Raw genomic sequence first — 24787 nt, 5'->3', positions numbered from 1 at the left:
CGGTTGACTTGCCGGAGGCATCCTGCTATGATGGAAAAAACGGAGCATGAGCGGAATCGATCGACAGGAACTTCTCCTTCATACGCTGCAAAACCAGTATTTGCTGGAGAAGGGCGAGAGGCTGGATGTGTTGTCCGGGTTGTGCGGCCTGCAGGCGCAGTTCGCGAATAATCCGCGTTATGCCCTGCGTATCCGAGCCCGGGATTTCTCCGAAAAGAGCTGGAGCGCCGGACTTCTGAAAATATGGTCCCACCGGAATACCATCCATGTGATCCGGGAAGATGAACTGGGGCTGTTTCTTTCCGCCAAGGGGCATAATCTCGCGTGGGGTGAATCGTGGTGGGATATTCCTGTGAAGGTCAAGCCGTACTGGGCCGCTTTCATCAGGGAAAAGGTAGCCGGAGGCATCGACGAACGCGAGGCCGTCAAACGTGAATGCCGCCGGGCGGGGATGGAAGAGTCTCTGGTCAAACGCGTGTTTCATGGCTGGGGCGGTTTGATCAAGGAGATGTCCGACCGGGGGATGATTGCCTACCGTCCCGGTACGGAGAAGCGTTTTTTCCTTCCGGAAGAACCTGCATGGATGGACCGGGATGAGGCCAGGCTCGAATTGATGCGGAGGTATTTCGAGCGGTTCGGTCCTGCAACGGAAGCCGATTGCGCTGCGTTCACGGGGTACAGGATCACGGAGGTGCGTGAGTTGCTGCGCCGGGGAGGTTTGCCGCTCCGGAGTGTGGATATGGGCGGGGCGCCCCATTTCTATCTGGGCAGGCTGCATGCGGCTTGCTCCCTTCCGGATTGCATTTATCTGGCCGGATTCGATCAGCTTGTGATGGGGTACAAGGATCGTAGCCGTTTTCTGGAACATGAAGACAAGCCGCTTGCCGTCAATCAGGCGGGTATTGTCTATCCGGGGATTTTGCTGCACGGGCGGTTGTGTGCTCGTTGGAAGAAGGAACCGGGCAGGCTGTCGATTACGCCGTTCCGTCCTCTGACCTCGGCATTGAAGGATATTGCGGCTGCCGGTGGACGGGAGCTGTTTGCCGATGAACAGGTCGAGATCGTGTTTTTGGAACCCTGCCGCCCGTGACACGGGGAGCGGCATGAAGCCTTGTCCGGAGTTTCCGGAGAGATGCGGACGCTTCGGGTGAGAAGGCGAACACGGCGGCGTAAAACGTACGTTTTTTCACAAGCATTTCTGCTTGATTTGCCTCTAGCCGATAGGTATAGTGGGTTGCAGCCTTATTTCAAGGCTGTCTTGCCGTCATGTATCTTGCCGCTACTCGCATTACTCTCTGCTTTTTCTGTGCTTCGGTCGGGATCATGTCCGCCCATGCGCAGGTGCAGCCCGGCTTGCAGGAGGTGCGCGAGAGGCAGGGCAAGGATACGAATGAGCTGTATTACGAAGCCTGGCTTTTGTGTCAGGAATCCGAAAAGCTCGCGAAGGCGCAGAATTATGCGCAGGCGATTCTCAAGGGGAATATGGCAGAGCAGGTGCTGGCGCGGCTGGTGAGGGATTTTCCCACATGGAAGGAAAACATGGTGAGGGAACGCCGCAAGCTTCTGGCCGAGAATCTGGCGGAATACCGCAAGAAGCAGGCAGAAAATCCCCTGCCTCCTTCGGTGCCTCTTCGCGGGGTGGAGACGGATGGCGGTGACGGCGTGCTGCCGTCGATCGCGGATTTGGAGAGGAAGCGCCAGCAAGGGGCAGGCAATCCGGTTGTGGTTGCCCCTCCCGTGCATCCGTCGCCGGTAGCGACGGCCGAACAGGTGGATATGTACCAGCAGGTGCAACGCCTCAAAAAGGAGTTGAATACGGTGGTGAATGCGTACCGTGATGTGCAGTCCCAGCTGGCCAAGGCGAATGACGATCTGAAGGAGGCGCGGAGCAGGCAGCAGTTTTACAAGAAATCCTATGAGGAGTTGATGGACCGCATTACCAGTGAACGCAAGGTCAGCAACGAGATGGTGGCGACGCTCAATGAGCGGTTGATGCAGCTGGAATCGGATTACAAGGCCAGTGAACAACGCCGCGAAGCGGCCGAACGTTCCGTGGCCGAGCTGGAGCGCAAGCTCGCGGAGACGCAGGATATGTTGGAGGAGGTGACGAGGCAGCGAGATGCCCTTGCCGAGGAGAACAGGAAGCTTCAGCTCATTGTCGAGATGAACAGCCCCGAGAAGATCAAATCCCTCTTGGACCAGAATATGACGCTGGCGGCGCAGTTGAAGGATGCTCAGGCCAGGCTGGCGGCGATGGAAGCATCGAAAGTGGCGTCGGAAGACCAGATGTCCGTCAACCTCAAGGAGCTGGATAAGACGCGCGAGGAGATCGCGCGCCTCAAGGGAGAGATGTCGACGATTTATGCGGAGAATCTGGGCTATCGCCGCCGCATTTCCGAATTGAATACCCGGCTGACGAATCTGGAGGCCGAGCTGGAAAAGGCGGCGACGGATCCGAAGATCGACCCCGTGGCTCTGGAAGAGAACAAGCTGTTGCGCGAAATCATCGCCAAGCAGAAGAACCAGCTTGCCATGAATGAGCAAGGCCGGAAGATGATGATTGCCGCCTACAAGAATTTGAATGCGCAATCGCCCCTGCTGGAAGAAGTCATCAGAAATTTCGATGAAAAATCGTCTCTGGAATTGACTCCTGCTGAACAGTCTCTCGTCGCATCCGTGGCCCAGCCGCTTTCCGCCGTGCAGGATGGGGCGCAGGATGCCGTGGTGGAAGGAACTTCCAAAATTCTGGGTGATGCCGTCCGCGAGCAATTGCGTATCGAGACTCTGGGCAAGAGTGCGGCCGATGCCTTTGCCAACGGCCGTTATGAGGCGGCGGAACAGCTATACGAGACTCTGCTCGATAAGCAGCCCGACCATGCGGCGGCGCGTGTGAACATGGGGGCGATCAAGATGCAGCGCAACGATATGCCGGGCGCCATCGAGAATTTCAAGAAGGCGATTCTGCTCTCTCCGAAGGTGGCGATGCCCTATTTTCTGTGCGGAAGCGCCATGTACCGGGCCGGGGAGGAAAAGAATGCCATCGGCATGTTCCAGAAGACGGTCGAACTTGATCCGGCCAATGCGACGGCTTTCTTCTATCTGGGCAATCTCGAAGGTTCTCAGGGCAACCGGGCGAAGGCCTTGAACTATTTTGCCTGTGCGGTGAAGCTGAAGCCGGATCTTGCCGACGCGCATTACAATATGTCGCGCCTGTATGCGGAGGAGAACAGGATTCCGGAAGCCTGCCGAGCCTATGACAAAGCGGTCAAGGCCGGAGCGGCTCCCGATATGGAGTTCTTCTCGTTCCTGGAGCATCATCCCGACCGCGGCAAGGCTGCCGCGCCCGAACCCGATCCTGATGTGAACAGGATTGCCCGGGGAGATACTCCTGAACCCGATGCCGACAAAGAGCGGAAGGTGGAGAAGAAACCTTTGGAGATGCGCAAGGCAACGGTGCAGCGCCTGCAGAAGAAGGACGGTTCGATCGTCGAAGTCTCGGTGAAGAAGAAGGATGAGGGCAAAGGCAAACCCTCCTCTTCCCGCCGCCGTTCCCGCAAGGGATAAGTCCGTTTGCGGAGGCAGGATGTTTGTTTCCGATTGAAAGATTGGATGGAATTTTACGTATTGATGATGATGCAACAACAAGAATGGCGTAATTGTGGCGGTGTCTCCGGCTGGAAGTGTGCCCTTTTGGGCGGTATGCTGTGTCTGGGCGCCTGCCTGCCGAACGAGAGCCGTGCCGAAGTTCCGAAACCTTATGGAGCCGTGCCGACTCCCGAACAGCTTCAATGGCACGATATGGAGATGTATGCTTTTGTGCATTTCACGCTGAATACCTATACCGGCAAGGAATGGGGCGGTGGCGACGAATCTCCCGAGCTGTTCAATCCGACGGATTACGATCCCGATCAGGTGATCGGTACACTGGCGGACGCCGGATTCAAGGGGGTGATTCTGACGTGCAAGCATCACGACGGTTTTTGCCTGTGGCCGACAAAAACGACCAAACACAGCGTAGCCTCCTCTCCGTGGAAGGGAGGCAAGGGCGATATGGTGAAGGATTATGCCGAGGCCTGCAAACGCCATGGGGTGAAGTTCGGCGTGTATCTGTCGCCGTGGGACCGCAATCATCCGGCTTATGGTACGCCCGAGTATGTGAATGTGTACCGCGAGCAGCTGAAAGAGCTTTTGACGCAGTACGGCCCGGTTTTCATCGTGTGGCATGACGGCGCGGGCGGCGGTGAAGGATATTATGGAGGAGCGAAGGACAGCCGCACGGTGGACAAGAGCTCCTACTACGACTGGCCGAATACGTGGAAGCTCGTCAAGAGCCTGCAACCGCATGCGGTGATTTTCTCGGATGTCGGTCCCGATGTGCGCTGGGTCGGCAATGAGAGCGGGTTTGCCGGTTATCCCTGCTGGGCGACCTATACGCCGAAGGGGTTGAACGGCAAGCCGCCCGGCCCCGGCTGCAATGTGTATCAGGAGGGCGTGCAGGGTACGGTGAACGGCAAGTTCTGGATTCCGGCCGAGGTGGATGTGTCCATTCGCCCGGGCTGGTTCTGGAAGGCGCATGAGAACGGCCGTGTGCGTACGCCAGAGAATCTGATGAAGCTTTATTTCGAGAGTGTCGGGCGTGGCGCGGATTTGAATCTGAATGTGCCGCCGGATTCGCGCGGACGCATTCATGAGAACGATGCCGCTTCCCTGAAGGAATTTTCTCGTTTGTTGAAGCAGATGTATTCTCTCAATCTGGCGGACGGCGCTTCCGTGAAGTTCTCGTCGAACGGGACAGCGAAATCCTCCGAGGATGTACTGGACCGCAAGCGGGCTACGTTCTGGATGGCGGCTGAAGACGACAGGAACCCCGCAGTGGTCGTGAAGCTGCCGGAAGCTCGGACATTTGATGTGATCCGCCTGTCCGAACCCATTCAATTGGGACAGCGCATCCGCAAGTTCTCCGTCTTCGTCAAGGAGAACGGCCAATGGGTGCCGTGGGTGAATGGAAGCAGCGTGGGTCCGCGTGTCCTGTTGCTGGGTAAGAGTGTGACGACGGACGAGCTGAAGCTCGTGGTCGAAGCTTCCGATGCCCCAGCGGCTTTGTCCGAGTTCTCCCTGTGGCAGAAGCCGCAGATCGTGAGCGCTCCGGCTGTGTCCCGCGATGCATCCGGCAGCGTGACCCTGCGTGGCGGAGACGGTTGTACGGTGCGCTATACGCTCGACGGTTCCGAACCGGGATCGTCTTCTTCGGAATATAAGGCACCCTTGAATCTGCCTGACGGCGGCGTGCTGAACGTGCGTGCGTTTGTGGGCAACAGTTCGTCAGCGACGACGAATGCGGTGCTTCCCGTAGCGACATCCGGATGGAAAATCGTGTCGGCCGAGTCCGGTGCATCCGACCCGGCCCGCATGATCGACGGCAAGGATGACACGCTGTGGCATACGCATGCCGGCTCCGGTGAGATTCCTCCGCCCCAGACGATCGATATTGATATGGGCTGTGAGATTCCCGTGGCATCCGTGTTGTACACGCCACGGCAGGATGGCAATACGAAGGGCATCGTGAACAATTACGAAGTTTATGTGAGCAAGGACGGCAAGGAATGGGGCAAGGCTGCGGCTGCCGGAGAGTTCTCGAACATCAAGGCGAATCCCATCCGCCAGCGCATTGATTTGGCGGAGCCTGCCACCGGGCGCTTTCTGCGCTTTGTCGCAAAATCGGCTATCGACGGCAATCATGTGACCGTTGCCGAGCTGGGCATTCTGCCGGCGAAGCCTGCGGGCAAGTGATGGATCACCCCTATTGATCGACTTCCGGTCAAACGGCCATTCGGTATTCCGGATGGCCGTTTTTTAAGATGAATGGTTCGGAAGGTGTTCTGCGAGAGTTAGCGATATGCTGCACGGAGAAATGACCATGCCGGAGTATCGCGGGAAGGGCATCGCCGGATACCGATGGAGGAGGGAAGTGTCAGAGTGTTTGGAGCTGATGCTTGACCGCCTGCATGTTGATCTGAATTTCGCTGTTGCGGCGGAGTTCCCTCTGGTATTTGCCTGAGGGCTGGAGAGAGGCTGCCTTGGCGATCAGTTCAGACGAGCGCGTGAAGTTTCTTCTGCTGCGTTCGATGATGCCGAGCAGGAACCACGGTTCCGCAGATTGCGGTTTGTTGGCGGATGCCTGTTTGGCGAGCTGTTCGCCGAGCGTCCAGTTCCCGGCCTTGCATGCTTCCGCTGCCTGTTCGAGGATGGGGTTTTCGTCGTCCGAGTCGATGGTGACGGTGTAGGTGCTCTGGTGGGGAACCAGGTCGCGCACGATTTTGTCGGAGATTTCGTCGATTACCTCGTCGTGGGCGGCGTATTCGGAGTTGTACGAAGTATCGCTGCCGTAGTAATTGCGGTAGGCCGAGGAGCCGGTACAACGGGAGGAGATGCGGCAGGTGGTGCCGCCACGGACATCGTAGGAGGAGATGCGGCGGTCATCGTCGTACCTGTCCCTGTTGTGTTTTTTGTCGTGGTTGTGATCGTGGTCGTGGCTGGTATCGTAGTTGATGGTGCAGTCAAGATAGCTGCCGCTGAGGGCGACGAGTACGTCCGTATCGGGATCCGGAGAATGGAGCAGGGGCTGGATGCGGTAGAACCCGCTGGGGTGAAGCTTGATGCGTACTTCCCGGGCGATGTCGCGTCCGACGCTGTTGTCGGCGATGATGGCCAGCGTAGAGTTGCGGTTGACATCGATGATGGCCGGGACGGGTTCGTCGAGGGTGAGCGTCGTACCGCACGAGATGACGGACAGGCAGGACACGGCGAGGAGGGCGGGGCGCTTGACGAGGGATCGGAACGAGGAGAGGTCGAACATGGTGGTAAGCGGTGGTTTGATGGTGGGTGCGAGATGAGGTTACAGGGCGTTTTCCAGAAGTTGGTCTTCGCTGCCCCGGCTTTCATCGAACGGTTTGTCCAGGCGTTTCATTTCTTCATGGACGCGTTTTTGGGAGTCGTTCGTGGACCAGAGGTTGTTGATGGTGCGTCCGAGCGAGAAGAGATTGGACGTGTAGAGTTCCTTGGAGACGGCGCGAGTGTCGGTCAGGATGTTTTTCCTGTTGAAGTCGAAGAGGCGGGTGTACACGTCGCCGTTCTTGCCTCCGGCTACGAGGCCTACGCCCATCGGCAGGTAGGCGATGGTGTTGTTGGATGCCTTGCGGAAGCGGTAGATCCAGCATGAGCCTTTGTCATGGTCGAGCGGAACGACGTCGGAAGGTTGTCCGAATGCTTCGAACACATCGTTTTTCGTCGTCTTGCCGGGGCTCATGGCTGCCAGTTTTTCCTTGGCGGTCACAATATCCGTATTGCCGTACGTCACCGTGCAGGAAACCATGGCAGGTGCGAGCAGCAAGAGGGCGGCGATGGAATAGAGATGACTCTTTTGCATGTGTGGTTGAGAATACAGGAGGGAAGCGCCAGAGGCAAGAGGTTCCCATGTCATCGGATAGAGGAGCGGGTGCATGCATGAGTTTGTTTGGTATGAAGCGATTGGAGGCTGTTTTGTATTGCCCGTGCGAAAGCGTTCTTGCAATCGGAGTTGCCATAAGGTAGGATGGAGCCATGAAGTCCGGTTATTTTTCCAAGGTGGTGGTGGTGACTGGCGGCGTGCATGGGATCGGACGCTGCCTTGCCGAGGCCTTTGCTGCGAAGGGTGCGCATGTGGCGGTGATCGACAGGGCCGGGGAGGAGGGAGCACGGCTGGCCTCTTCTTTGCCGGGAGGCGGACATTTGTTCGTGCACGGGGATGTGGGGAAAAAAGAGGATCTGGAGGCGTTTGCCGCACAGGTGCTGACCAGGTACGGGCATGTGGATGTGCTGGTGAACAATGCCTGTTTCAGCAAAGGAGGTTTGCTCGGCGGCTGCTCGTATGATGACTTCTTGGAGGTGTTGTGCGTCGGCGTGGCGGCTCCGTATGAATTGGCCCGCCTGTTCATGGATCGTTTTGGAGAGGGCGGTGCGATTGTGAATATCGCATCCACCCGGGCGGAGCAGTCCATGCCGGATACGGAGAGCTATTCTGCCGCGAAAGGCGGTATCGTCGCGCTGACGCACGCCATGGCGATGAGTATGGCTTCCCGCGGTATTCGCGTGAATTGCATCAGTCCCGGCTGGATTCAGACGGAGGCCGCTGGTGCGGCTTTGTCCGAAGCGGACGAGAGGCAGCATCCTGCGGGCCGTGCGGGCGTGCCGGAGGATGTGGCAAAGCTGGCTTTGTTCCTGTGCGGGCCGGATGCCGGATTCATCAACGCACAGAATGTGACGGCAGACGGCGGCATGAGCCGCCAGATGATTTATCACGGCGAGCACGGGTGGTCGTATTGCCTCGGTGAGACGGCAGGGGAGTGAATGTTTTCCGGCTTGACAGCCGGCAGTTTCGCCGATAAGGTGACCATGTTGCGGCAAGCATGCTTCCGCTTTACATGCTGATTGTTTCCATGGATTTTTCTGATATTGAATCGTTTCTGCCGTTTGGTTGGGAGGTGACGCATTGGCTGCTTGCCGTAGCCGTGACGCTGCTGGTGCTGGATCTTTTCTTTCAGACGGAGGCTCTCTCTCTGGTTTCCGCAGGGGTGTTTGCGTTGTATTTCACGTTATGGGTGGATGCGCCGCTGCAATGGGATGTGCTTGTGTTTCTTGGGTTCGCCCTGCTGGCGCTTGCCCTGTACATGCTGTTCTGGCGGAAATTCGTGCTGCCTCTGGTTTCCCGCCTGCTGTTGAGGAATGCCGTGAGGGAGAGTGTGGAGAATGCTCCGGGTTCGGTCGGAGTTTTCCGGCGTATCGGCGAGGCCTGTTTCGTAGAATGGAACGGCGAATTGTGGGCGGTCGAGGCAAAGGATCTGAATGAGTTTTCCGACCGCGAGCCCGTGCTGATTCAAAATCAGTCGAACGGCACGTTTTTGATTGCCAAGTGCGGGAGTACGGCGTAAACTGCCAAAAATCAGCCCCGACAGTATCATGGATTTTTTTATCAGTATTGTTCCGCAAGCGCATTGCCGCATTATTGAGCGTTTTGGCAAGCCCGTGAGGGTACAGGAGAGCGGTCTGCGTTTCCGCATCCCTTTTCTGGAACAGGTGAAGAATGTGGCGGATGCATGGCCTTCGTCGAACCGTGACGGCGTGTTCATCGAAAAGGCCGAGCAGATTCTCGATACGACTCCCCGCGAATGTTTTACGCGGGATAATGCGAAGGTGTCCGCCGATTGCATTATTCGCTGGCGTATTGTGGATCCGATCAAGGCCGTGTACGAGGTGGATCGCCTGCACAAGTCGTTGATCGAATCCGTACTGAACGAGATGCGCGCGGTGATCGGTTCATCCGATCTGGATTATATTCTCGGTTCGCGTGCCACGCTTTCGGAAAAGATCGTAGCCAATGTGGCGGCGACGGCGCAGCGGTGGGGTATCCAGATTATCAGTATCGAGATCAAGGAGCTGCGGACCGATCAGGTGACGCAGGACGCGATGCTTCAGCAGCTCAATGCCGAGCGACAGAGCCGTGCCATCAGCCTGGAAGCCCGAGGCAAGGCGGAAGCGACGCTTCGCGATGCGGAGGCAGAGAAGGAAGCCTCCATTCTGAAGGCCGAAGGAAAAAGCCGCGCGCTGGCGATTCTGGCGGAGGCGGAGAAGAGTTATCTGGAGGCATTGTCCGCATCCGTCGGCAAGGAGGAGGCAGCCCGCATTCTGATGGCTCAGAAGATGCTGGATGCCTATGCGGTGATCGCTTCGAAGCCGGGCGACAAGGTGTATATTCCCACGGGGATGAATACGCTTCTTTCCCTGAACGACCAGCAGGGCGGCAAGTGAGGAATTCCGATTTTCGGAGAATGGCTGAATCCGCAGCGGGCGGTTTCAGCCTTTTTTGTATTTCTCGGTGAACTGCTGCCAGTCGATGGCCTTGACCAGTTCGGCAAGGTTGGAGTAGTACCATTCATGGTGGCCGAAGGGGCCGTCCGTCAATTCCTGCAAAGCGGCATCGGGAGTCCATCCCTGCTCGGCGATGCGGTAGGCTGCACAGACGATGCCTGTACGGTCGGAGCCGTGCCAGCAATGGACGAGAACGGGGGAGGGAGCTTTTTTGATGGCGAGAAGGCAGGCGAGCAGTTCGTCTTCGGTGACGCTTCCGGCTGCGAGCGGGATGTGGAGGAGTTTGATACCGGTGCCGCGCGCTTCCTTGTCGTCGGAATGGTATTCACGAAGGTTCAGGACGGTTTTGATGCCGTATTGTTCGAGTTTGCGGAAGTCTTTGCGGGATGGCTGCCCGGAACGAAGGAGTTTCGGGGAGATTTTGTAGCAGTTGTCGACGAGTGCCAGTTTTTCGGCATGGGCGGCCGGTTGTTCTTCTTTGGAGGAACAGCAGGCGAGGAGTTGCACGGAGATCAGCAACAGGAGGGAAAGGCGTGTGACGGAGGCAAGCGGAATCATGGATGAAATATTTTTCTACACTAACGGTTTTTTTCCAGGGTGTCAAACGGAAAAGAAAGGGCAAGGGGCGTGCGTGGATTCTGCATTCTGTTTTCAGCAGCAGTTTGGCATGTTGTTTGATGATAAAACCACGATGCTTTTATATAGGGCATATATGATGAATGCTCGTATGCGTCAATGGGCTTGTCCCCGACGGAGGGGTGAGCCGGGATGGCGTCAGGGCCAGTTGTAATCCGGAGCTTTTTCTTTGGGAAACGGTTGGATGCGCCGTTTCAATTCGCGGAGGATCTGGTAGCGGATGTCCATTTGCCTGAGTCGTTTGCAATGGCCGATGCCCGAGTTTTGTCCGACTATGTGGAAGAGTTTGCGGTTTTCCTTGATGAAGGCCAAGTAACGGTCCATGTTGGTGACGATGTGTTCCCAGAGGTCGAACAGGACGGCTTTGTGATGGATGCCAAGGAGCGGGAAGGAGAAGGGGAGCATCCAGATTTCGGTGCAAGCGAGTATCTGTTTCAAAGCCTGATGGACAACATCCGTGTCTTGATGCCGCAGGAGAATGCAGTTGAGAATGGTTTTCTGCATGTCCGACAGGCTGGGAAAATCGTATTTGTGAGGAAGTCTGCGGCGGACATGGGGCCAGTGATCCTCATTGTAACCATGATAGATGGTGGATGGTATTGTCCATGTTTTGCCCTGCTGTGAGGCGTGATATGTGTATCTGTAGGTAGCCGGATCCAGGGAGGATAATGCTTTGATGACGGCGGCTACATCTTCTCCGAGTTCTGGCGGAAAGCAGCCGGGCAGGATTTCATAGGCATTCAGTTCCATGGCGGGGATGGATGTTTCCGCGCACCTTATGCGGATGTGTCCGTATGGCAGGCGGGGCAGGATGGGTCGCGGGGCAGGGTGATGCGGGTGGCCTTGCCTGTGAGGAGGTCGAGGTGCAGCATGGCGCCGATCAGGGGCTGTCCTGCGCCCGTGATGAGTTTGATGGTTTCCATGGCTTCCATGCAGCCCAGAGTGCCGGCGACGGCTCCCATGATACCGAGCTGTGCGGGTGTGGGGTAGGTGCCGGGTACAGGGATTTCCGGTACGGCGCAACGATAGCAAGGGCCTCCGAGGTGGGGGGCGTAGACGGTGACTTGCCCGCCGTATTGCGATACGGCCGCACTGACGAGCGGGATGCCGAGCGCGAGTGCAACACGGTTCAGAGCATCGCGGGTTTCGTAGTTGTCGGAGGCATCCAGAAGGATGTCGTAACCGCGGACGGTTTCGATGGAATCGGCTGTAAACGGTTGTTCGTGCAGGACGATGTCGAGATCGGATCGGAGGCCGGAGAGCCGGGCGGCGGCGCTTTCGAGTTTGGGGGTGCCGACGCTTTGTTCGCTGTGCAGGAGCTGGCGCTGGAGGTTCGAGGCTTCCACATTGTCGAAGTCGCAGAGACCGAGCCTGCCGATGCCTGCAGCTGCCAGATACATGGCGGCGGGCGAGCCGAGGCCGCCGCAGCCGACGATGAAGACGGAAGCCTGTTTCAGCCGGAGCTGGCCTTCTTCTCCCATGCCGGGAAGGATAGTCTGGCGGGCGTAGCGGGTTTGTTCGTCGTCGGTCAGTCGGGAGGTGGGGTGCATCATGGCGTCAGCGGGCGAATCGTTTGCGGAAGGCGTTCAGTTCGGGTACTTTCAATATCCAGGCGGCTGCCAGATAGGCGATGCCGCCTATGCCGCCGACGAGGGCAAGAGAGAGGAGTTTGGGCCAGAAGCCCCATGAGGTGAAGCCGTCGAAGAGGTAGTAATGTCCGATGGCATAGATGGCTGCCATCGGGAGGCCGGCAAGGATGATGCGGATGAATCCGGGGAGGAGCGTTCCGGCTCCGGAACTGCCCATGAGCCGCGAAAGGTAGATGTAGTAGGCGGCGAAGTTCAGCGTGGTGATGATGGAGGTGGTGACGGCGAGCCATGCGGCGTTACAGTGCAGGATGTTGACGAAGTAGTAGTTCAGCGAGACACTGATGCCCAGTGCAATGACGGCCATGATCATGGGAGCCCACGGTTTTTCGACGGCCATGAAGACGGGCTGGACGACTTTGATGCCGGCATATCCCAACAGGCCGAGGGCGTAGGAGGCGAGGACGTTGCCCGTGAGTTCCGAGGCGCCGGCCGTGAATTCGCCGCGCTGGAAGATGAGGGAGACGATTTCCGTGCCCAGCAGGCCGAGGGCGATGGTGGACGGGACGGCGAAGAAGGAGACGAAGCGCAGGGCCTTGGCGATGTGGTCGGAGATGAGTTTGCGGTCCTCACCGAGGATCATGCGGGAGACGGATGGGAGGACGACCATGCCCGTGGCGACACCGAAGAGGCCGACGGGAAGCTGCCACAGGCGGAAGGCGGCGGAGAGGGCGGTGACGGAGCCGGATTCCAGTTGAAGGGCAAATGTGTTGTTGATCAGTACATTGAGCTGGGTGACGCCTGAAGCGACGACGCCCGGCAGCATGAGGAACCAGATTTTTTTACAGCGGAGGTCTTTCCAGTTCCAGTCGGGTTTCCACCGGAATCCGGCCTGCCGGAGCTTCGGCAGCTGGACGGCGAGCTGTGCGCCGCCGCCGAGTACGACGCCGATGGCGAAGCCGTAGAGGGCCATGGGGCCGAAGTGGGGATCGAAGCAGTAGCCGATGGCAAGGCCGAAGATGACGGAGACGATGTTGAATGCCGCTGAGGCCAGCATGGGCAGGCCGAAGGAGCCGCAGATGTTCAGGGCGCCCATGACGAGGGCCGAGAGGGAGGCGAAGCCGATGAAGGGCCACATCGTTTGGCAGAGGCCCGTAGCCAGTGTCAGGTCGCGCGCTTTACCGGTGGCCGGGTACATGGCTTCCATGATGGGTCCGGATACGAGGATGCCGATCGTGATGATGGCGAGCATCAGCGTAGTAAGCTGGGTGGCGATTTTCCGGGTGAGGTTCCACGCGGCTTCTTCGCCGTCCTGCTGCCGCGTTTTGGAGGCGACGCTGGTATAGGACTGGGAGAGCGCACCTTCCGCAAAGAGGTCACGCAGGGTGTTCGGGATGCGGAAGGCGGTATAGAATGCATCGAGCGCTCCCGTCGCCCCGAAGAGGGATGTATAGACGAGTTCTCGCACCAGTCCGGTGAAGCGGCAACAGAATGTGGCCGCGGAGGCGATCATGCTGCTGCGCATCAGGGACATGTTACGGGCAGGGTATGCGTTCGGCCGGTGCGGCTCAGGCGAGCTTGCGGCAGTACGGTTCGATGGGTGTGAGCTCCGGCTGGGCCTTGATGGCCTCTTCGCGCGCTTCCGGGGTGGGGAAGAGGTAGAGGGCGTAGCCGCCGTGGCCGCCGCCGCAGTATTTGCGGGCGATGCTGCCGGAGATGGCGGGCAGGGGTTTCATGCCTTCTTCGAGCTGGACGCTGTAATACAGGGAGACGCCTGCGGCGAGGGTCTGGATGTTGCTTTCCAGTACGCCGGTGCGGGCTATGAGCGAGCTTTGGGCGATGCGGTCATAGTCGCGTTCCTTGCCGACGTTGCCGGGGGTGTCGTGTTCGTAGCCGGTGTAGTAGATGGCCATGCGGCCTTCGAGGAAGTCGCCCGTGCATTTGGCATCGAGGATGGGGCGTTCTCCGGAGCGCCAGACGCAGAGGCCGGTTTCGGAGATGACGGCGGGATCCTGCCAGCCGACGCCGAGGTCGAGTTCCGATTGAAGGGGATTGCGGCCTTCGAGGATGGCCCATGCTCCGCTGCCGCCCATGCCCGATTTCTTTTCGTATTTCCAGTCGCGCAGGGAGACCATGGGGGTGACGGAGCAGTTGACGATGTATGCGCCCGGGCGGGAGTATTTCGGTACGTCGAGCCAGCCTCCGGCGAAGTCGACGCGAAGGGGTACTTCTGTGGGCGCCTTGATGCGGTTGACGAGCAGCGTGGTGGAAACGGGTGTGAATTTCGGCGGTGTTTTGGGGAGGACGAGGTATTGTGCTCCGACTTTGGCGCACAGGTCCTTTTTGACGTCCGCATAGAGGTCGTCTTCGGTGACGGCGAGGATGTCCGGCTTGATTTCGAGGAATTCCTTTTCGAAGTCGAGGCCTTTTGTCATGCATGTGCCGACGATGACTTCATCAACCATGCGGAGGCTTTCGAGCAGCACTTTTTTGTGTTCGTCCGGGATGGAGGGTTTGCGCTGCTTGTGGTGCCAGAGTACGTCTTCCGAGGCGAAGGAGACGATGAGGTAATCGCCCAGGGCGCGGGCTTCCTGAAAGAACTGGATGTGTCCGGCGTGGAGGATGTCGTAGCATCCGGAGACGAATATTTTTTTCATATCGAGAGTGGGTGAAAGGTTATTTGCGAGGCGAGGAGGGAAGGCGTTCGTCGATCTGCTTCAGGATGCTGCGGGCCGTGTCCTTGTCGCGGTCGAGGTGATAGGTGTTGGCGTATTCGCGTACGGCTTTCTTGAAGAGGGTGGATTCGACATCCTTGCTCTGTTTGGTTTTGGCAAGGGTTTCCTGATCTTCTTCGCTCATGGCTTTGATGGTGTCCACGAGGTTTTTATAGACTTTGCGGGCTTCGTAAACCTTTCTGTTTTTGAGGTGTGCGTTGCCGATTTTCAGGAGGTTGCTCAGGCGGCGGCCGTCAGTGTCCTTGGCGATGGCTTGCAGGGGAATATCCGCACGGCGGAACCACGTGATGGCATCGGCGTATTTTTCGTTGTCGAAGTAGTAGTTGCCGAGTTCGCAAGCCATGTCGGCCTTGCAGGCCTGCTGTTCTTCGGTCGGGGCGTCGTTGTCGGGCACCATGTTCCAGCATTCGAGGAGTTTCTGGATGCGTTCTTCTCCGACGGTGTTGTTGCTCAGGAAATAGAATGCCTTGAATTTTTCGTTGGGATCCGTTTCGTTGGCGGCAAGGTATTTGAGGTCGGCAATGGCCTCGTCTTGAGCTCCCCGGGCGCTGTTGGCGCGTGCGCGGAGCCGGGTGATGCGCAGTTTCAATTCGGGCGTCATTTTGTTGAATGCTTCTGCAAAGGCGGCTGCCTGCGAGAGGGCGGAGACGCAGCCGTCGTAATTGTTGAGTTTGTAGCGTATTTCTCCGAGGATGAGTGTGCATTCGGGGAGGCTCTGTTCTTCATCGGGATAGGCCAGCAGGGATTCGCGACAGCGGTCGAGATCGGCCTCGATGTCGAGAAGGGCGTTACGATCCATGCCTTTGTTGTCCTGAAGCCTTTTGCGGGATTTTTCCATCAGGATTTTAGGGATGGCGGGCGATTGGGTGCATTTGGCGTTTTTGAGGATGGTTTCCGCCAGTTGGAGTCCAGATGCGTTGCTGACATCCGAAAGTTTGTCACTGAGGAGTAGCAGGTTGGCGGCTTCGGATGCGATGGCGGCATTTTCGGAGCATTTTTTCTGGATGCCGGGTTCGCTGAGGCAGGAGAGGATTTCGATGGCTTTTTTGTCCTTTTTCAGAGCAAGGAGCGTGGCCGTATGGCGGCGCAGGGAGCGGACGAGGTATTCGATCGGCTCGTTCGAGTTGCGCATGCTTTTCTGGATTTTTTCCTCAAGGCGGATTTGCAGTTCGTCGTCGCCCCGTTCTTTCGCTTCGACGGCGAGATCTTCAAGTTGCGGAATGCGGATGACGTCTTCGACATTCGGCAGGATTTTCTTGGCTTCCTTCCACTCTCCTGCGTCGATGAGGCGGTTCATCAATGTCCATTCGAAGCGCTGTACCGTCGCCTTGTCGTAGATCTGGTTGGATTGGGGATCGGTGGTGATTTCTGCCAGGCGGATTTTGTAGTTTTGCGCGAGTTTGAGGAGTGTAGCGCGGTCGCCGCCGAGGTCGCGCATCAGGGAGGCGAGTTTGGCATTGGCCTCCTGATTGCTGATGATTGTGATGGTGACGGGATCGAACATTTTCTGGATGTTCGATTTCTGGTAGATCAGAAACGCCGCCCCGCAGAGGAGCGCGGCGATGATGACGACGGGGACGATCGTCCGGTGAGTGCGTTTGCGCGGTTTGTAACGGCGATTGATGAGGGACATGGCGGTGGGGGAGATGTGTTCCGGTTGGCGGTGTTATCTGAAAGGGGCGGTCAGCGGCGGCGAGATGTTCTCGTGCTGCGCGGTTTTACGGTTGCTTTGTCGGCAGACGCAGGGGAAATATTGGCGACGCCCAGAGCGCGATTGCAATCCTGAAGCCGGGATTGCATGTCCTGCCTGCGTTCGTCTGTTTCTGGGGTCATGGCGATGAGGCGTTCCCAGTAGGTTTTCGCTTCCTGCCATTGCTTACGTTCCTGGCAGGCGTAGGCGAGGCTCATCAGGGTGAGGGCGAGGTCTTCCTGCGGCGCGGCCTCGCCGAGCCGGTCGAAATAGCCGAGGGCTTCTCCATAGGTCCGGGTGCTTTCATCGGTGTTGCCGTTGATGTCGCAAGCCTGGCCGAGGGAGCGGGCGACGCGCGCCAGTCCGGCGATGTCGGTGGGCAGGTGCTGTTTTCTCAGGCTGTAGGCCTGCGTGAGGGCTTTGTGAGCCTGTTCTCCCTTGCCGAGGAGGATGCAGGAGCGGCCCATGCCTTCATAGGCTTGGGCGAGGGCGGTCGGTTCGGTCTGGAGTTTGATGGCTTTGAAGAAGTCTCGGGCGGCAAGTTCCGGTTCGTTCTGGAGGAGGTGTACCCAGCCGCGCTGGTCGTACAGGCAGGTCCAGTAGGGGTCGTTGTCCGGGAGACGGCCGTGGGCTGCGCCGTCGGCACGGTAGAGGTAGGCGAGGGCGGCGTTGTAGTCCCCCTTTTTGACGGCGAGCTGGGCGAGGGTGCGGAGGCCGCTCATCATGTACCCGGCATCGGCGGGAGTGGCGTTGAGGGAGTCGACGCCTTTGATGAGGAGTTTTTCGGCTTCTTCTTCGCGTCCGGCATCCATCAGGGCTTCTCCGAAGCAGATTTGGGCGCTGCCGAGCTGAAGGCCCTGTTCGCCTTTCCAGAGGCCGAGGGCTTTTTCGAAGTATTGGTTCGAGTCGTTTTTATTCCCCTGCGTGCGGAGCAGCCGGCCGAGCTGGACGAGGGTGTTGGCCTGGAGCAGCCGGCCGGATTCCCCCAGGGTGAGGGCACGGTCGCTGAGGGTTTTCAGGGCGGTTTCGAGTGCCTGCGGGTTGTTTTGGCCCGAGAGGAGTTCGACCTGTTTTTCGAGGCAGCGGATTTCTTCGCGGGTCATGCCGAGGCCTGCGTAGTTTTCCTGCGCCTTTTTCCACCACCGGAGAGCCTGTGCAGGATCGCCCAGTGCGCTTTCGGCGCGGGCGACGCTTTCCATGCGGTGTGTCCACAGGGCAGTGGGTTTGTCTCCCGTACGGTCGAAGAGTTCCTGAAAGAGTTCTCGCCCGGCGGCTATCTGTTCGCGTTGGAGCAGGGAGAGGCCGAGTGTCCATTCCACTTCGGTGAGGACTTCAGGGTCTTTGATCCAGGCAAGTTCCTGTTTGCGGTTGCGGACGAGCTGCGAGAGGCTTTCCGTGTCCGAAGCCGCGCACTGCATGAAGTGCTTGAGGTGGTCGACGGCTTTGTTGTCGCTGGCCGCGATGGCGTTGCTGGAGGGTTTGTTCGATCCTTCGGCAAAGCCGTGGGAGACGCCGAGACGATAGGTGTAGATTTCCAATCCGACGATGGCGGCGACGAGGCCGCCGATCACCAGCCATTTGGCCCAGGGGGCCGGGGCGTATTGTCCCGAATGGTCGTCCGGCGTGTGCTCCATGGTGATGCGGGGTTATCCGTTGACGCGGTGGAGGTTGAAGGCGTCATGCACGACTTGTGCCGCGCGTTCGATGTCGATTTCGTCGACGGTGACGGTGATGCGGATTTCCGAGGTGGAGATCATGCCGACGGCGATGCCTGCATCGGCCAGTGTTTGGAAGACGGTGGCAGCGACGCCCGAATGGGAGCGCATGCCGATGCCGACGACGGAGAGCTTGGCGAGGCCTGCTTCCGTTTCGAGCTTGGCGGAGGAGCCGAATTCGGCGATGAGGGGTTTCAGGGCGGCCTGGGCGGAGCCGAGGTCGTTCATGTGCATGGTGAAGGATTGGCGGGCGACGCCGTCATGAGCGGTGTTGGCCACGATCATGTCGATGTTGATTTCGGCTTCGGCGAGCGCTCCGAGGATTTTCGCCGTGTAGGCGACGGGTTCGCTGATGCCGGCGATGGTGACGCGGGCCTGGTTGCGTTCGATCGATACGCCGCGGACGACGACGGCTTCCATTGCAGGGATTTCTTCTTTCACGATTGTACCGGGATGGGTGTTCATGGAGTTGCGTACTTCAAAGACGACGCCGTACTTTTTCGCAAACTCGACGGAGCGGGATTGCATGACTTTCGAGCCGCTCGAAGCCATTTCGAGCATTTCGTCGTAGGAGAGTTCATCGATTTTGACGGCGTTTTTGACGACGCGCGGGTCGCAGGTGTAGACGCCGTCCACATCGGTGAAAATCTGGCAAATGTCCGCCTTGAGCGCGGCGGCGAGTGCGATGGCAGAGAGGTCGGAGCCGCCGCGGCCGAGGGTATGGATGAGGCCTTCTTCGGTGGTTCCCTGGAATCCGGCGCAGATGAGGATGTTGCCGTCGGCAAGGTATTGGTGCATCAGGTCCGGTTTGATGGATTTGATGCGGCCCCGCGTGTGGGAGCCGAAGGTGCAGATGCCTGCCTGCGCGCCGGTGATGGAGACGGCTTTGCCCCCCATGTCGTGAATGGCCATGCTGAGCAGGGCGATGGATTGCTGTTCTCCCGTCGCCATCAGGACGTCGAGTTCGCGTTCGCTGGGTTGCGCCGTCACGTCTTTAGCCAGCTTGATGAGTCCGTCTGTGACGCCGCTCATGGCGGAGACGACGGCTACTACCTGATTGCCTTCGGCGACCGTTTCCATCAGGCGGCGCGCGACGTTGCGGATGCGATCAATGGTACCGACCGAGGTACCGCCGTATTTCTGTACGATGAGAGCCATGGATGCTGCTGTGTGGGGGATGGTTTAGGTGGAAGATGTGCCGAGTTTTTCGATTCGGAAGACGGCGGGAGAGGGATCGATGTCCGCAAACTGTGCGATTTCCGCCAGTGCGGCCTGAAGCTGTCCCCACGGGCAGGAGTGGAGAATGAAGACGAGGTCGTTCCACATGGTGCCGTGTTCGTCCGGCGCGCCTTTGGTGGAGCTGGTGGCGGAGATGCCGATTTTGTGCCAGGCGAGGGAACTGGCGATTTCGGCGATGGTGCCGGGCCTGTCCGCCACGCGGAAGCGGACGTAGCAGGGGGTGACGGTTTCGTTGATGTTGAGGACGCGGCGTTCTTTGTCGTAGGGGTGGAATCCGGTGTGGTGTTCCGGGTGGAGGGATTCGCGCATGGCCGTGATGACGTCCGCAATGACGGCGGAGGCCGTGGGGTTTTTGCCTGCGCCGCGACCGTAGAAGAGTGTTTCGCCGACAATGTCTCCATCGACGGCAATGGCGTTGAAGACGCCGTCCACCGAAGCGAGGATGTGGTCGTTCGGGATGAAGCTGGGCTGTACGCGCAGTTCGAGAGCGTCGGTATCATCGTGATGGCGGATGACGACGAGCAGTTTGATGTTGTAGCCGAGCTTGCGGGCGAATTCGAAGTCCACTTGCTGGACGCCCTGAATGCCGGAGACGTAGATTTTATCGCTGGTCAGGGGCGTGCCGTAGGCGAGCATGGTGAGGATGAGCGCCTTGTGGGCGGCGTCCCATCCGTTGATGTCGAAGGTCGGGTCCGCTTCGGCGAAGCCGAGCTGCTGGGCGCGTGCCAAAGCTGTTTCGAAGGATACTCCTTCCAGCTCCATGGAGGAAAGGATGTAGTTCGAGGTGCCGTTGATGATGCCGATGATGGATTTGATGTGGTTGCAGATGAGCGAATTCTGCATGCTCTGGATGATGGGTATGCCGCCTCCTGCCGATGCTTCGAAGTAGAGGGGGACGCCCATTGTGGCGGAGAGCTGGAATAGTTCGGAGCCGTATTCCGCGAGGAGAGCCTTGTTGCCGGTGACGACGGGTTTGCGTGCCTGCAGCGCGGCTTTGACGAGCCGATAGGCTTCGGTGGTGCCGCCGATCAGTTCAATGATGATGTCGATTTCAGGGTCGTCGACAAGGTCGCGCCAATTGTCCGTCAGGAGGCCGGGAGGCAGTTCCACATCACGTGGGCGAGAAAGGTCGCGTACGGCGACTTTCCTGATGGCAAAGGGGATTTGCGCGCGGGCTTCGAGGATGGCGTGGTTGCGGCTGATGGTTTCGTAGACACCCGTGCCGACCGTGCCGAGCCCGGCGAGGCCCAACTGTAATGGCTTCTCCATGATATATCGTGCGCGGGGAGTCTAGCGGGAATCGTGTGCTTTTTCAAGCCAATAGTTTGGCAAGAGGCGTTTTCGTCCGCCCGGCGGCGATGCTTCACACGGGCTCGGTTGCAGAGGGACGTGAGCTTTGCATCAATGGACGCATTTCAGACCGACGACTCCGATTAGGATGAGGGAGACGAAGAGGAGGCGCAGGAGGCTGGAAGAATCCCCGAAGAAGCAGATGCCGAGGATGACGGTTCCGACGGCTCCGATACCCGTCCAGATGACGTAGGCGGTGCCGATGGGTATGCTTTTTTGAGCGAGATACAGCAGGTACCCGCTCAAGGCCATGGATGCGACGGCGAGGCTGATGGAATGGCAGAAGTATCGGGGGTAGGTGTCGGCCAGTTTGAAGCCGAGAGGCCAGCCGATTTCAAATAATCCGGCGAAGATGAGGCAGAGCCAGGGCATGATCGGATGAGATACGGGTTATTCCGTTTTCAGGTGGAAGTGGAGGTGGGTTTCGTGTTCACCCGGCGTAATGCTGCCGTGGAGGCTGTCGATGGTTGCATGAATTTGGTCGATGGTTGCCTGCGTGTCCTTCAACGCGTGGTCTTTGCCGTAGGAGAGCAGTGCATGAATACCTTGATCCTGCCAGATGATTCCGGAGACAGGGGATGCTTGGCATTTTGCGAGAAGGTTGCCACTGGTATGCAGGATAACATCCGTTAACGGTGTAGGGACGATAGAGGAGATTCGGTCGGTACCGGGAAAGGCACGAAGTTGTGTGGTTAATGCCTCGTGGAATTGCTGATCAATATGGAAAAGCAGGTTGTATTTTTTATCCGGAATGGTATTGATCATGGATACTTTATCCGTGGAGAGGATTGATTCCTGCGGTGTTTTGGCAATTTTGAGGTCTTTGTCCGGATCGTCACAGAGGCTGACGATCAATTTGTCTCCCTGCATAGTTGCCAGAAGATAGGTTTCTCGTTTGTTCAGTCGACGGAACATTTCCTGATAGTGTGGCGGTGAGTTTTTCTGAACGTATTGCGCCAATGTTTTCCCATCAAAACGTATTCCTTTCCAGAACCTACCTGAGAAAGTGCCTTCGGTATATTTGCACCCGCGATTCCGGAAATATTCCGGAATCAGTCCTTCAATGTTTTGCCCAGAGGATTCGAAGATCATACGAACCTTTGCCGCCCGTTCGGGTGACAAGTCGAAAACAGCAAGTACATTCGGTACAGGTATGACGATGAGGTCTTCAAGTATCGGCAAGAGAGTTTCGTCAATCCAACGATCCTCCTCGGCATAATATGCATCATTGATGACTGGTGGTTGGTCGGGATCAAGCTTGTCTTCGTAGAGTCGCATGTGAGCGTCAATTTGTTCACGGCTACGTACTAGGCGAACATAAATGGAGAGAAATTGTGCGATGTTTCGTGAGGAGCGAACTCCTGTCGCGACCGTGACGGAGGTGATGCCGCTTTGAGAGACGGTGTTTTTAAGGTTATTCAAGGTGTCTTCATCCAGATGGAGTATTTGCGACCAACGGGTAGTGATGAAGGTATTTGTGAATTCGGGAAGATTCGGAATCGTGCAGAAGATTTCTGTATCGGGCGGCAGTAGTGCGAGGTTGTCAAGTTGTGCTGTTCGCTGATTGAGCGTAGTCGACACATGTGTTGTTATGGTATCCTTATGGAGGGAGGATGACGGTGGGGTGATGGATGTTCCTTCCTGTGCGTGTCCGGCAGACATGAGTGAGAAGGCAGAAAAGAATACCGTTATATTGCGAGTAGATGCAGACATTGCTCAGTGAGGGGAGAAAAAGATGCCCGTGAAGCGGGTTCGCCGGGCATCTTCGGATGGTGTCTGTGGGCGATCTGGTTATTTCTCTTTCACGTAGAGGTGGATGCGCGTGCCGTTGGCTTCCGGTGTCACGGTGCCGTAGACGCCGTCGAAGGCTTTGTCGAGGACGTCGACGACTTCACGGACTTCTTTCGTGTCCATGCCCATTTTGTCGGCGAGCGGGAGGTCTTTGTCCACCATGGCTTTGATGGGCGCCATGCGGAGTACGAAGGCTCCTCCCTTGAGCGTTCCCGTGGCTTTGGCTGCCGTTTCGGCAATCTGTTTGTTGAGCGGCTGGGATGCGCTGATGACGAGCTGTTTGTCGTTCAGGTCGGTCTGGATCAGAGACATGGCTTTGCCATCGACGAAGATCGAGGTCGGGCCGTCAGCGCTGCCGATGATGCCTATATTCTTGGATTGCAGTTTGGCGAAGCTGTCCGCGACGGTTTTCCATCCGGCGAGGATGGAATCCCTGTTCTGCACGGAGGCGTAGAAACCGATGCGGGGTACTTGCAATTGAGCCAGTTCCGGCGCGGGTACCATGTCGGCGGGCAGGGAACCCTGATTGTCCACGACGACAGCCATGCCGCCTTGCAGTCCTTCGGTGATGGTTTCGACTCCCATCCAGAGGGTGGCGAGTTCCGGAAGGGCAAAGGAGGAGGCGAGCTGGCGAAGGCTGTGGCCGACGTATGCCAGAGAGGTTTTCAGGCCTGCCTGGGTGCTGATGCTTTCGCCGTAGAGGATGGTGGTGGGAAGGTCAGCCATGCTGGCGAGTTTCAGCGTGGCGTTCGGATCAATGGTTTTATCCTGTCCGTATGCCATTTCGGCGTGGATGCCCTTGTCCTGCCAGATGATGCCGGTGATGGCTGCGGGTTGCACCATTTTCAGCATGTCCACGTAGGAATTGACAAGGGTGTCTGCATTGATGCCGGGAATGGAGATTTTGCCGCTGCCGAGCTGGGTTGCGATGGCGGTGGATAATGCTTCCTGGAATTTCTTGTCAACGTAGAAGAGCAAGTCGGGGTTTTTGTCCAGACGCGCATCGGCAAAGGCGACTTTGTCCGTGGCAAGGATGGATTCCTGCGGGGTTTTGGCGAGTTTGATTTCCTTGGCCGGGTCGGTGCAGATGCTGATGATGAGCTTGTTGCCCTGCATGGCGGTAAGGATGCTGGCTTCACGTCCGGCAAGTCCGGGAGAGACTGCCTGAGCCAGTTCTTTTTCGGAGTCGGACATGCTGTCCCGGTCTTCTTCGAGGAATTTCACGAGCGTGGCTCCATCGAAATGGATGCCTTGCCAGTGGAGGCCTGCATAGTCTCCATCTGTGAAGGTGATGCCTCGCTTGGTGGCTTCTTCTGCGGCATATTTTTCGAATTGATTGCGCATTTCATCAATGCCTTCGCGAGCGGTTGCTGCATTGTCTTCCGACAGTTCGATGATGGCGAGGACGTTCGGCAAGGGCGCTTCGCTGAGGTCCTTGAGGATGGGGATCATGATTTCGGCCTGCTTTTTATCGCGTTCGGCGCGGTATTTGTCCCATGCTTCCATGCGTTTGGCTTCGCGGGCCATTTGTTTTTCGCGGGCCTGTTTCTGTTTTTCGAGAGCTTCTGGAGTCGGTTCCACATCTTCGATGTCTTCGTCGAGGCTGTCACCATCCTCTTCGTCATCGGCTTCCGAGTCGTCTCCCGTGGAAAGTTCCAGTGTTTCTTCGGGGTAGGGGATGTCGATTTTGTCCATTTGCTCGATGCCGTAGGCCATGCGGAGTATGATGGGCATGAGGTGTGCAACGGCCTGGGACGATTGGGCTCCCGTGGAGATCGTGAGGGAGGAGAAGGCATCTTCGGTGAGGTCGGTGCGAAGGTCTTCCATGTAATCCTCATCCGGGTTCAAGGCTTGCAGCCAGCGCGAAGCGGTGGCGCGTTCGAACGATGCGCCGAGGCTGGGGATGGTGAAGAAGAATTCGGTGTCGGCCGGGAGCAGGGCAAGGCTGCCGAGTTTGGCGGCACGCTGTTCGACAGTAGCGGAAGCTGCCGGGGCGGCTGACATTTGCTGGAGGGTGGCGGTCGGCGTGGAAGCGGGGGCTTCCGTTTGGGCGTATCCGATGGGTGCCAGTGCGGATGCCGCAAGGAGCATCAGGGAGCGTCGGGTGTTCATGTGCGTATGGTATGTGGTTGTTGTTGTTTA

20 protein-coding genes are annotated in these 24787 nt (G+C 58.0%); 6 read left to right on the top strand and 14 right to left on the bottom strand.

Translation table 11 applies throughout. The annotated features are described in order from the left end of the window. Positions 1-46: 46 nt before the first annotated feature. From AC781_RS01150 to AC781_RS01140, 3 genes are all read left to right on the top strand, one after another. Positions 47-1090, top strand: coding sequence for a winged helix DNA-binding domain-containing protein (locus AC781_RS01150; protein ID WP_067772146.1), 1044 nt, complete (start codon positions 47-49; stop codon positions 1088-1090). 233 nt (positions 1091-1323) lie between these two features. Further along, positions 1324-3564, top strand: coding sequence for a tetratricopeptide repeat protein (locus tag AC781_RS01145; protein ID WP_067772143.1), 2241 nt, complete (start codon positions 1324-1326; stop codon positions 3562-3564). Positions 3565-3699: 135 nt separating this feature from the next. Further along, complete coding sequence (locus tag AC781_RS01140; protein WP_172801729.1) at positions 3700-5790, top strand: alpha-L-fucosidase; 2091 nt, start codon at positions 3700-3702, stop codon at positions 5788-5790. 181 nt (positions 5791-5971) lie between these two features. Here the strand turns inward: AC781_RS01140 and AC781_RS01135 are convergent, their stop codons facing one another. Both AC781_RS01135 and AC781_RS01130 read right to left on the bottom strand, forming a co-directional pair. Next, positions 5972-6856, bottom strand: coding sequence for a tetratricopeptide repeat protein (locus AC781_RS01135; protein ID WP_067772140.1), 885 nt, complete (start codon positions 6854-6856; stop codon positions 5972-5974). 39 nt (positions 6857-6895) lie between these two features. Beyond that, entirely contained in the window at positions 6896-7426 is a 531-nt protein-coding gene (locus AC781_RS01130; RefSeq protein ID WP_067772138.1) for a hypothetical protein, read from the bottom strand. Between the two features lie 173 nt (positions 7427-7599). Here AC781_RS01130 and AC781_RS01125 point away from each other — a divergent pair, with 173 nt between their 5' ends. The 3 genes from AC781_RS01125 to AC781_RS01115 all read left to right on the top strand — a co-directional run bounded on the left by AC781_RS01125 (position 7600) and on the right by AC781_RS01115 (position 9843). Next, entirely contained in the window at positions 7600-8385 is a 786-nt protein-coding gene (locus AC781_RS01125; RefSeq protein ID WP_067772135.1) for an SDR family oxidoreductase, read from the top strand. An 89-nt stretch (positions 8386-8474) separates the two neighbouring features. After that, entirely contained in the window at positions 8475-8966 is a 492-nt protein-coding gene (locus tag AC781_RS01120; RefSeq protein ID WP_141675669.1) for a hypothetical protein, read from the top strand. 28 nt (positions 8967-8994) lie between these two features. Further along, complete coding sequence (locus AC781_RS01115; protein WP_083076349.1) at positions 8995-9843, top strand: SPFH domain-containing protein; 849 nt, start codon at positions 8995-8997, stop codon at positions 9841-9843. A gap of 45 nt (positions 9844-9888) precedes the next feature. Here AC781_RS01115 and AC781_RS01110 read toward each other — a convergent pair whose 3' ends face one another. The 12 genes from AC781_RS01110 to AC781_RS01055 all read right to left on the bottom strand — a co-directional run bounded on the left by AC781_RS01110 (position 9889) and on the right by AC781_RS01055 (position 24757). Then, on the bottom strand, positions 9889-10461 hold the full coding sequence (locus AC781_RS01110) for a phosphatase domain-containing putative toxin (protein WP_083076347.1): 573 nt from the start codon (positions 10459-10461) through the stop codon (positions 9889-9891). 216 nt (positions 10462-10677) lie between these two features. Then, positions 10678-11289, bottom strand: a complete 612-nt coding sequence (locus tag AC781_RS01105) for a hypothetical protein (RefSeq protein WP_067772129.1) — start codon at positions 11287-11289, stop codon at positions 10678-10680. A 26-nt stretch (positions 11290-11315) separates the two neighbouring features. Beyond that, positions 11316-12092: a HesA/MoeB/ThiF family protein gene (locus tag AC781_RS01100; RefSeq protein ID WP_067772126.1), complete on the bottom strand. Its 777-nt coding sequence runs from the start codon at positions 12090-12092 to the stop codon at positions 11316-11318. Between the two features lie 4 nt (positions 12093-12096). Continuing rightward, positions 12097-13659 carry a murein biosynthesis integral membrane protein MurJ gene (murJ, locus tag AC781_RS01095; RefSeq protein ID WP_067772123.1) on the bottom strand — a complete coding sequence of 521 codons (1563 nt, stop codon included), beginning with the start codon at positions 13657-13659 and terminating at the stop codon, positions 12097-12099. 34 nt (positions 13660-13693) lie between these two features. Further along, positions 13694-14782 carry an adenylyltransferase/cytidyltransferase family protein gene (locus tag AC781_RS01090; protein WP_067772120.1) on the bottom strand — a complete coding sequence of 363 codons (1089 nt, stop codon included), beginning with the start codon at positions 14780-14782 and terminating at the stop codon, positions 13694-13696. A gap of 19 nt (positions 14783-14801) precedes the next feature. Beyond that, complete coding sequence (locus AC781_RS01085) at positions 14802-16493, bottom strand: hypothetical protein (protein WP_067772117.1); 1692 nt, start codon at positions 16491-16493, stop codon at positions 14802-14804. A gap of 50 nt (positions 16494-16543) precedes the next feature. Next, positions 16544-18184: a tetratricopeptide repeat protein gene (locus AC781_RS01080; RefSeq protein ID WP_067772114.1), complete on the bottom strand. Its 1641-nt coding sequence runs from the start codon at positions 18182-18184 to the stop codon at positions 16544-16546. A gap of 12 nt (positions 18185-18196) precedes the next feature. Beyond that, entirely contained in the window at positions 18197-19423 is a 1227-nt protein-coding gene (locus tag AC781_RS01075; protein ID WP_067772111.1) for an aspartate kinase, read from the bottom strand. Positions 19424-19447: 24 nt separating this feature from the next. Beyond that, positions 19448-20773 (bottom strand): homoserine dehydrogenase, encoded by a 1326-nt coding sequence (locus AC781_RS01070; RefSeq protein ID WP_067772108.1) that lies wholly within the window; start codon positions 20771-20773, stop codon positions 19448-19450. Positions 20774-20905: 132 nt separating this feature from the next. Next, complete coding sequence (locus tag AC781_RS01065; protein ID WP_067772105.1) at positions 20906-21226, bottom strand: DMT family transporter; 321 nt, start codon at positions 21224-21226, stop codon at positions 20906-20908. An 18-nt stretch (positions 21227-21244) separates the two neighbouring features. Beyond that, positions 21245-22435, bottom strand: coding sequence for a hypothetical protein (locus AC781_RS01060; protein ID WP_218107244.1), 1191 nt, complete (start codon positions 22433-22435; stop codon positions 21245-21247). Between the two features lie 210 nt (positions 22436-22645). Then, positions 22646-24757: a hypothetical protein gene (locus AC781_RS01055; RefSeq protein WP_071133167.1), complete on the bottom strand. Its 2112-nt coding sequence runs from the start codon at positions 24755-24757 to the stop codon at positions 22646-22648. Positions 24758-24787 lie beyond the last annotated feature (30 nt).

This window comes from Neoakkermansia glycaniphila (assembly GCF_001683795.1).
In the GTDB taxonomy this organism is placed as follows: Bacteria; Verrucomicrobiota; Verrucomicrobiia; order Verrucomicrobiales; family Akkermansiaceae; genus Akkermansia; species Akkermansia glycaniphila.
The sequence above is the reverse complement of the archived record's forward strand: the minus strand, read 5'-3'. Positions and strand labels throughout refer to the sequence as shown.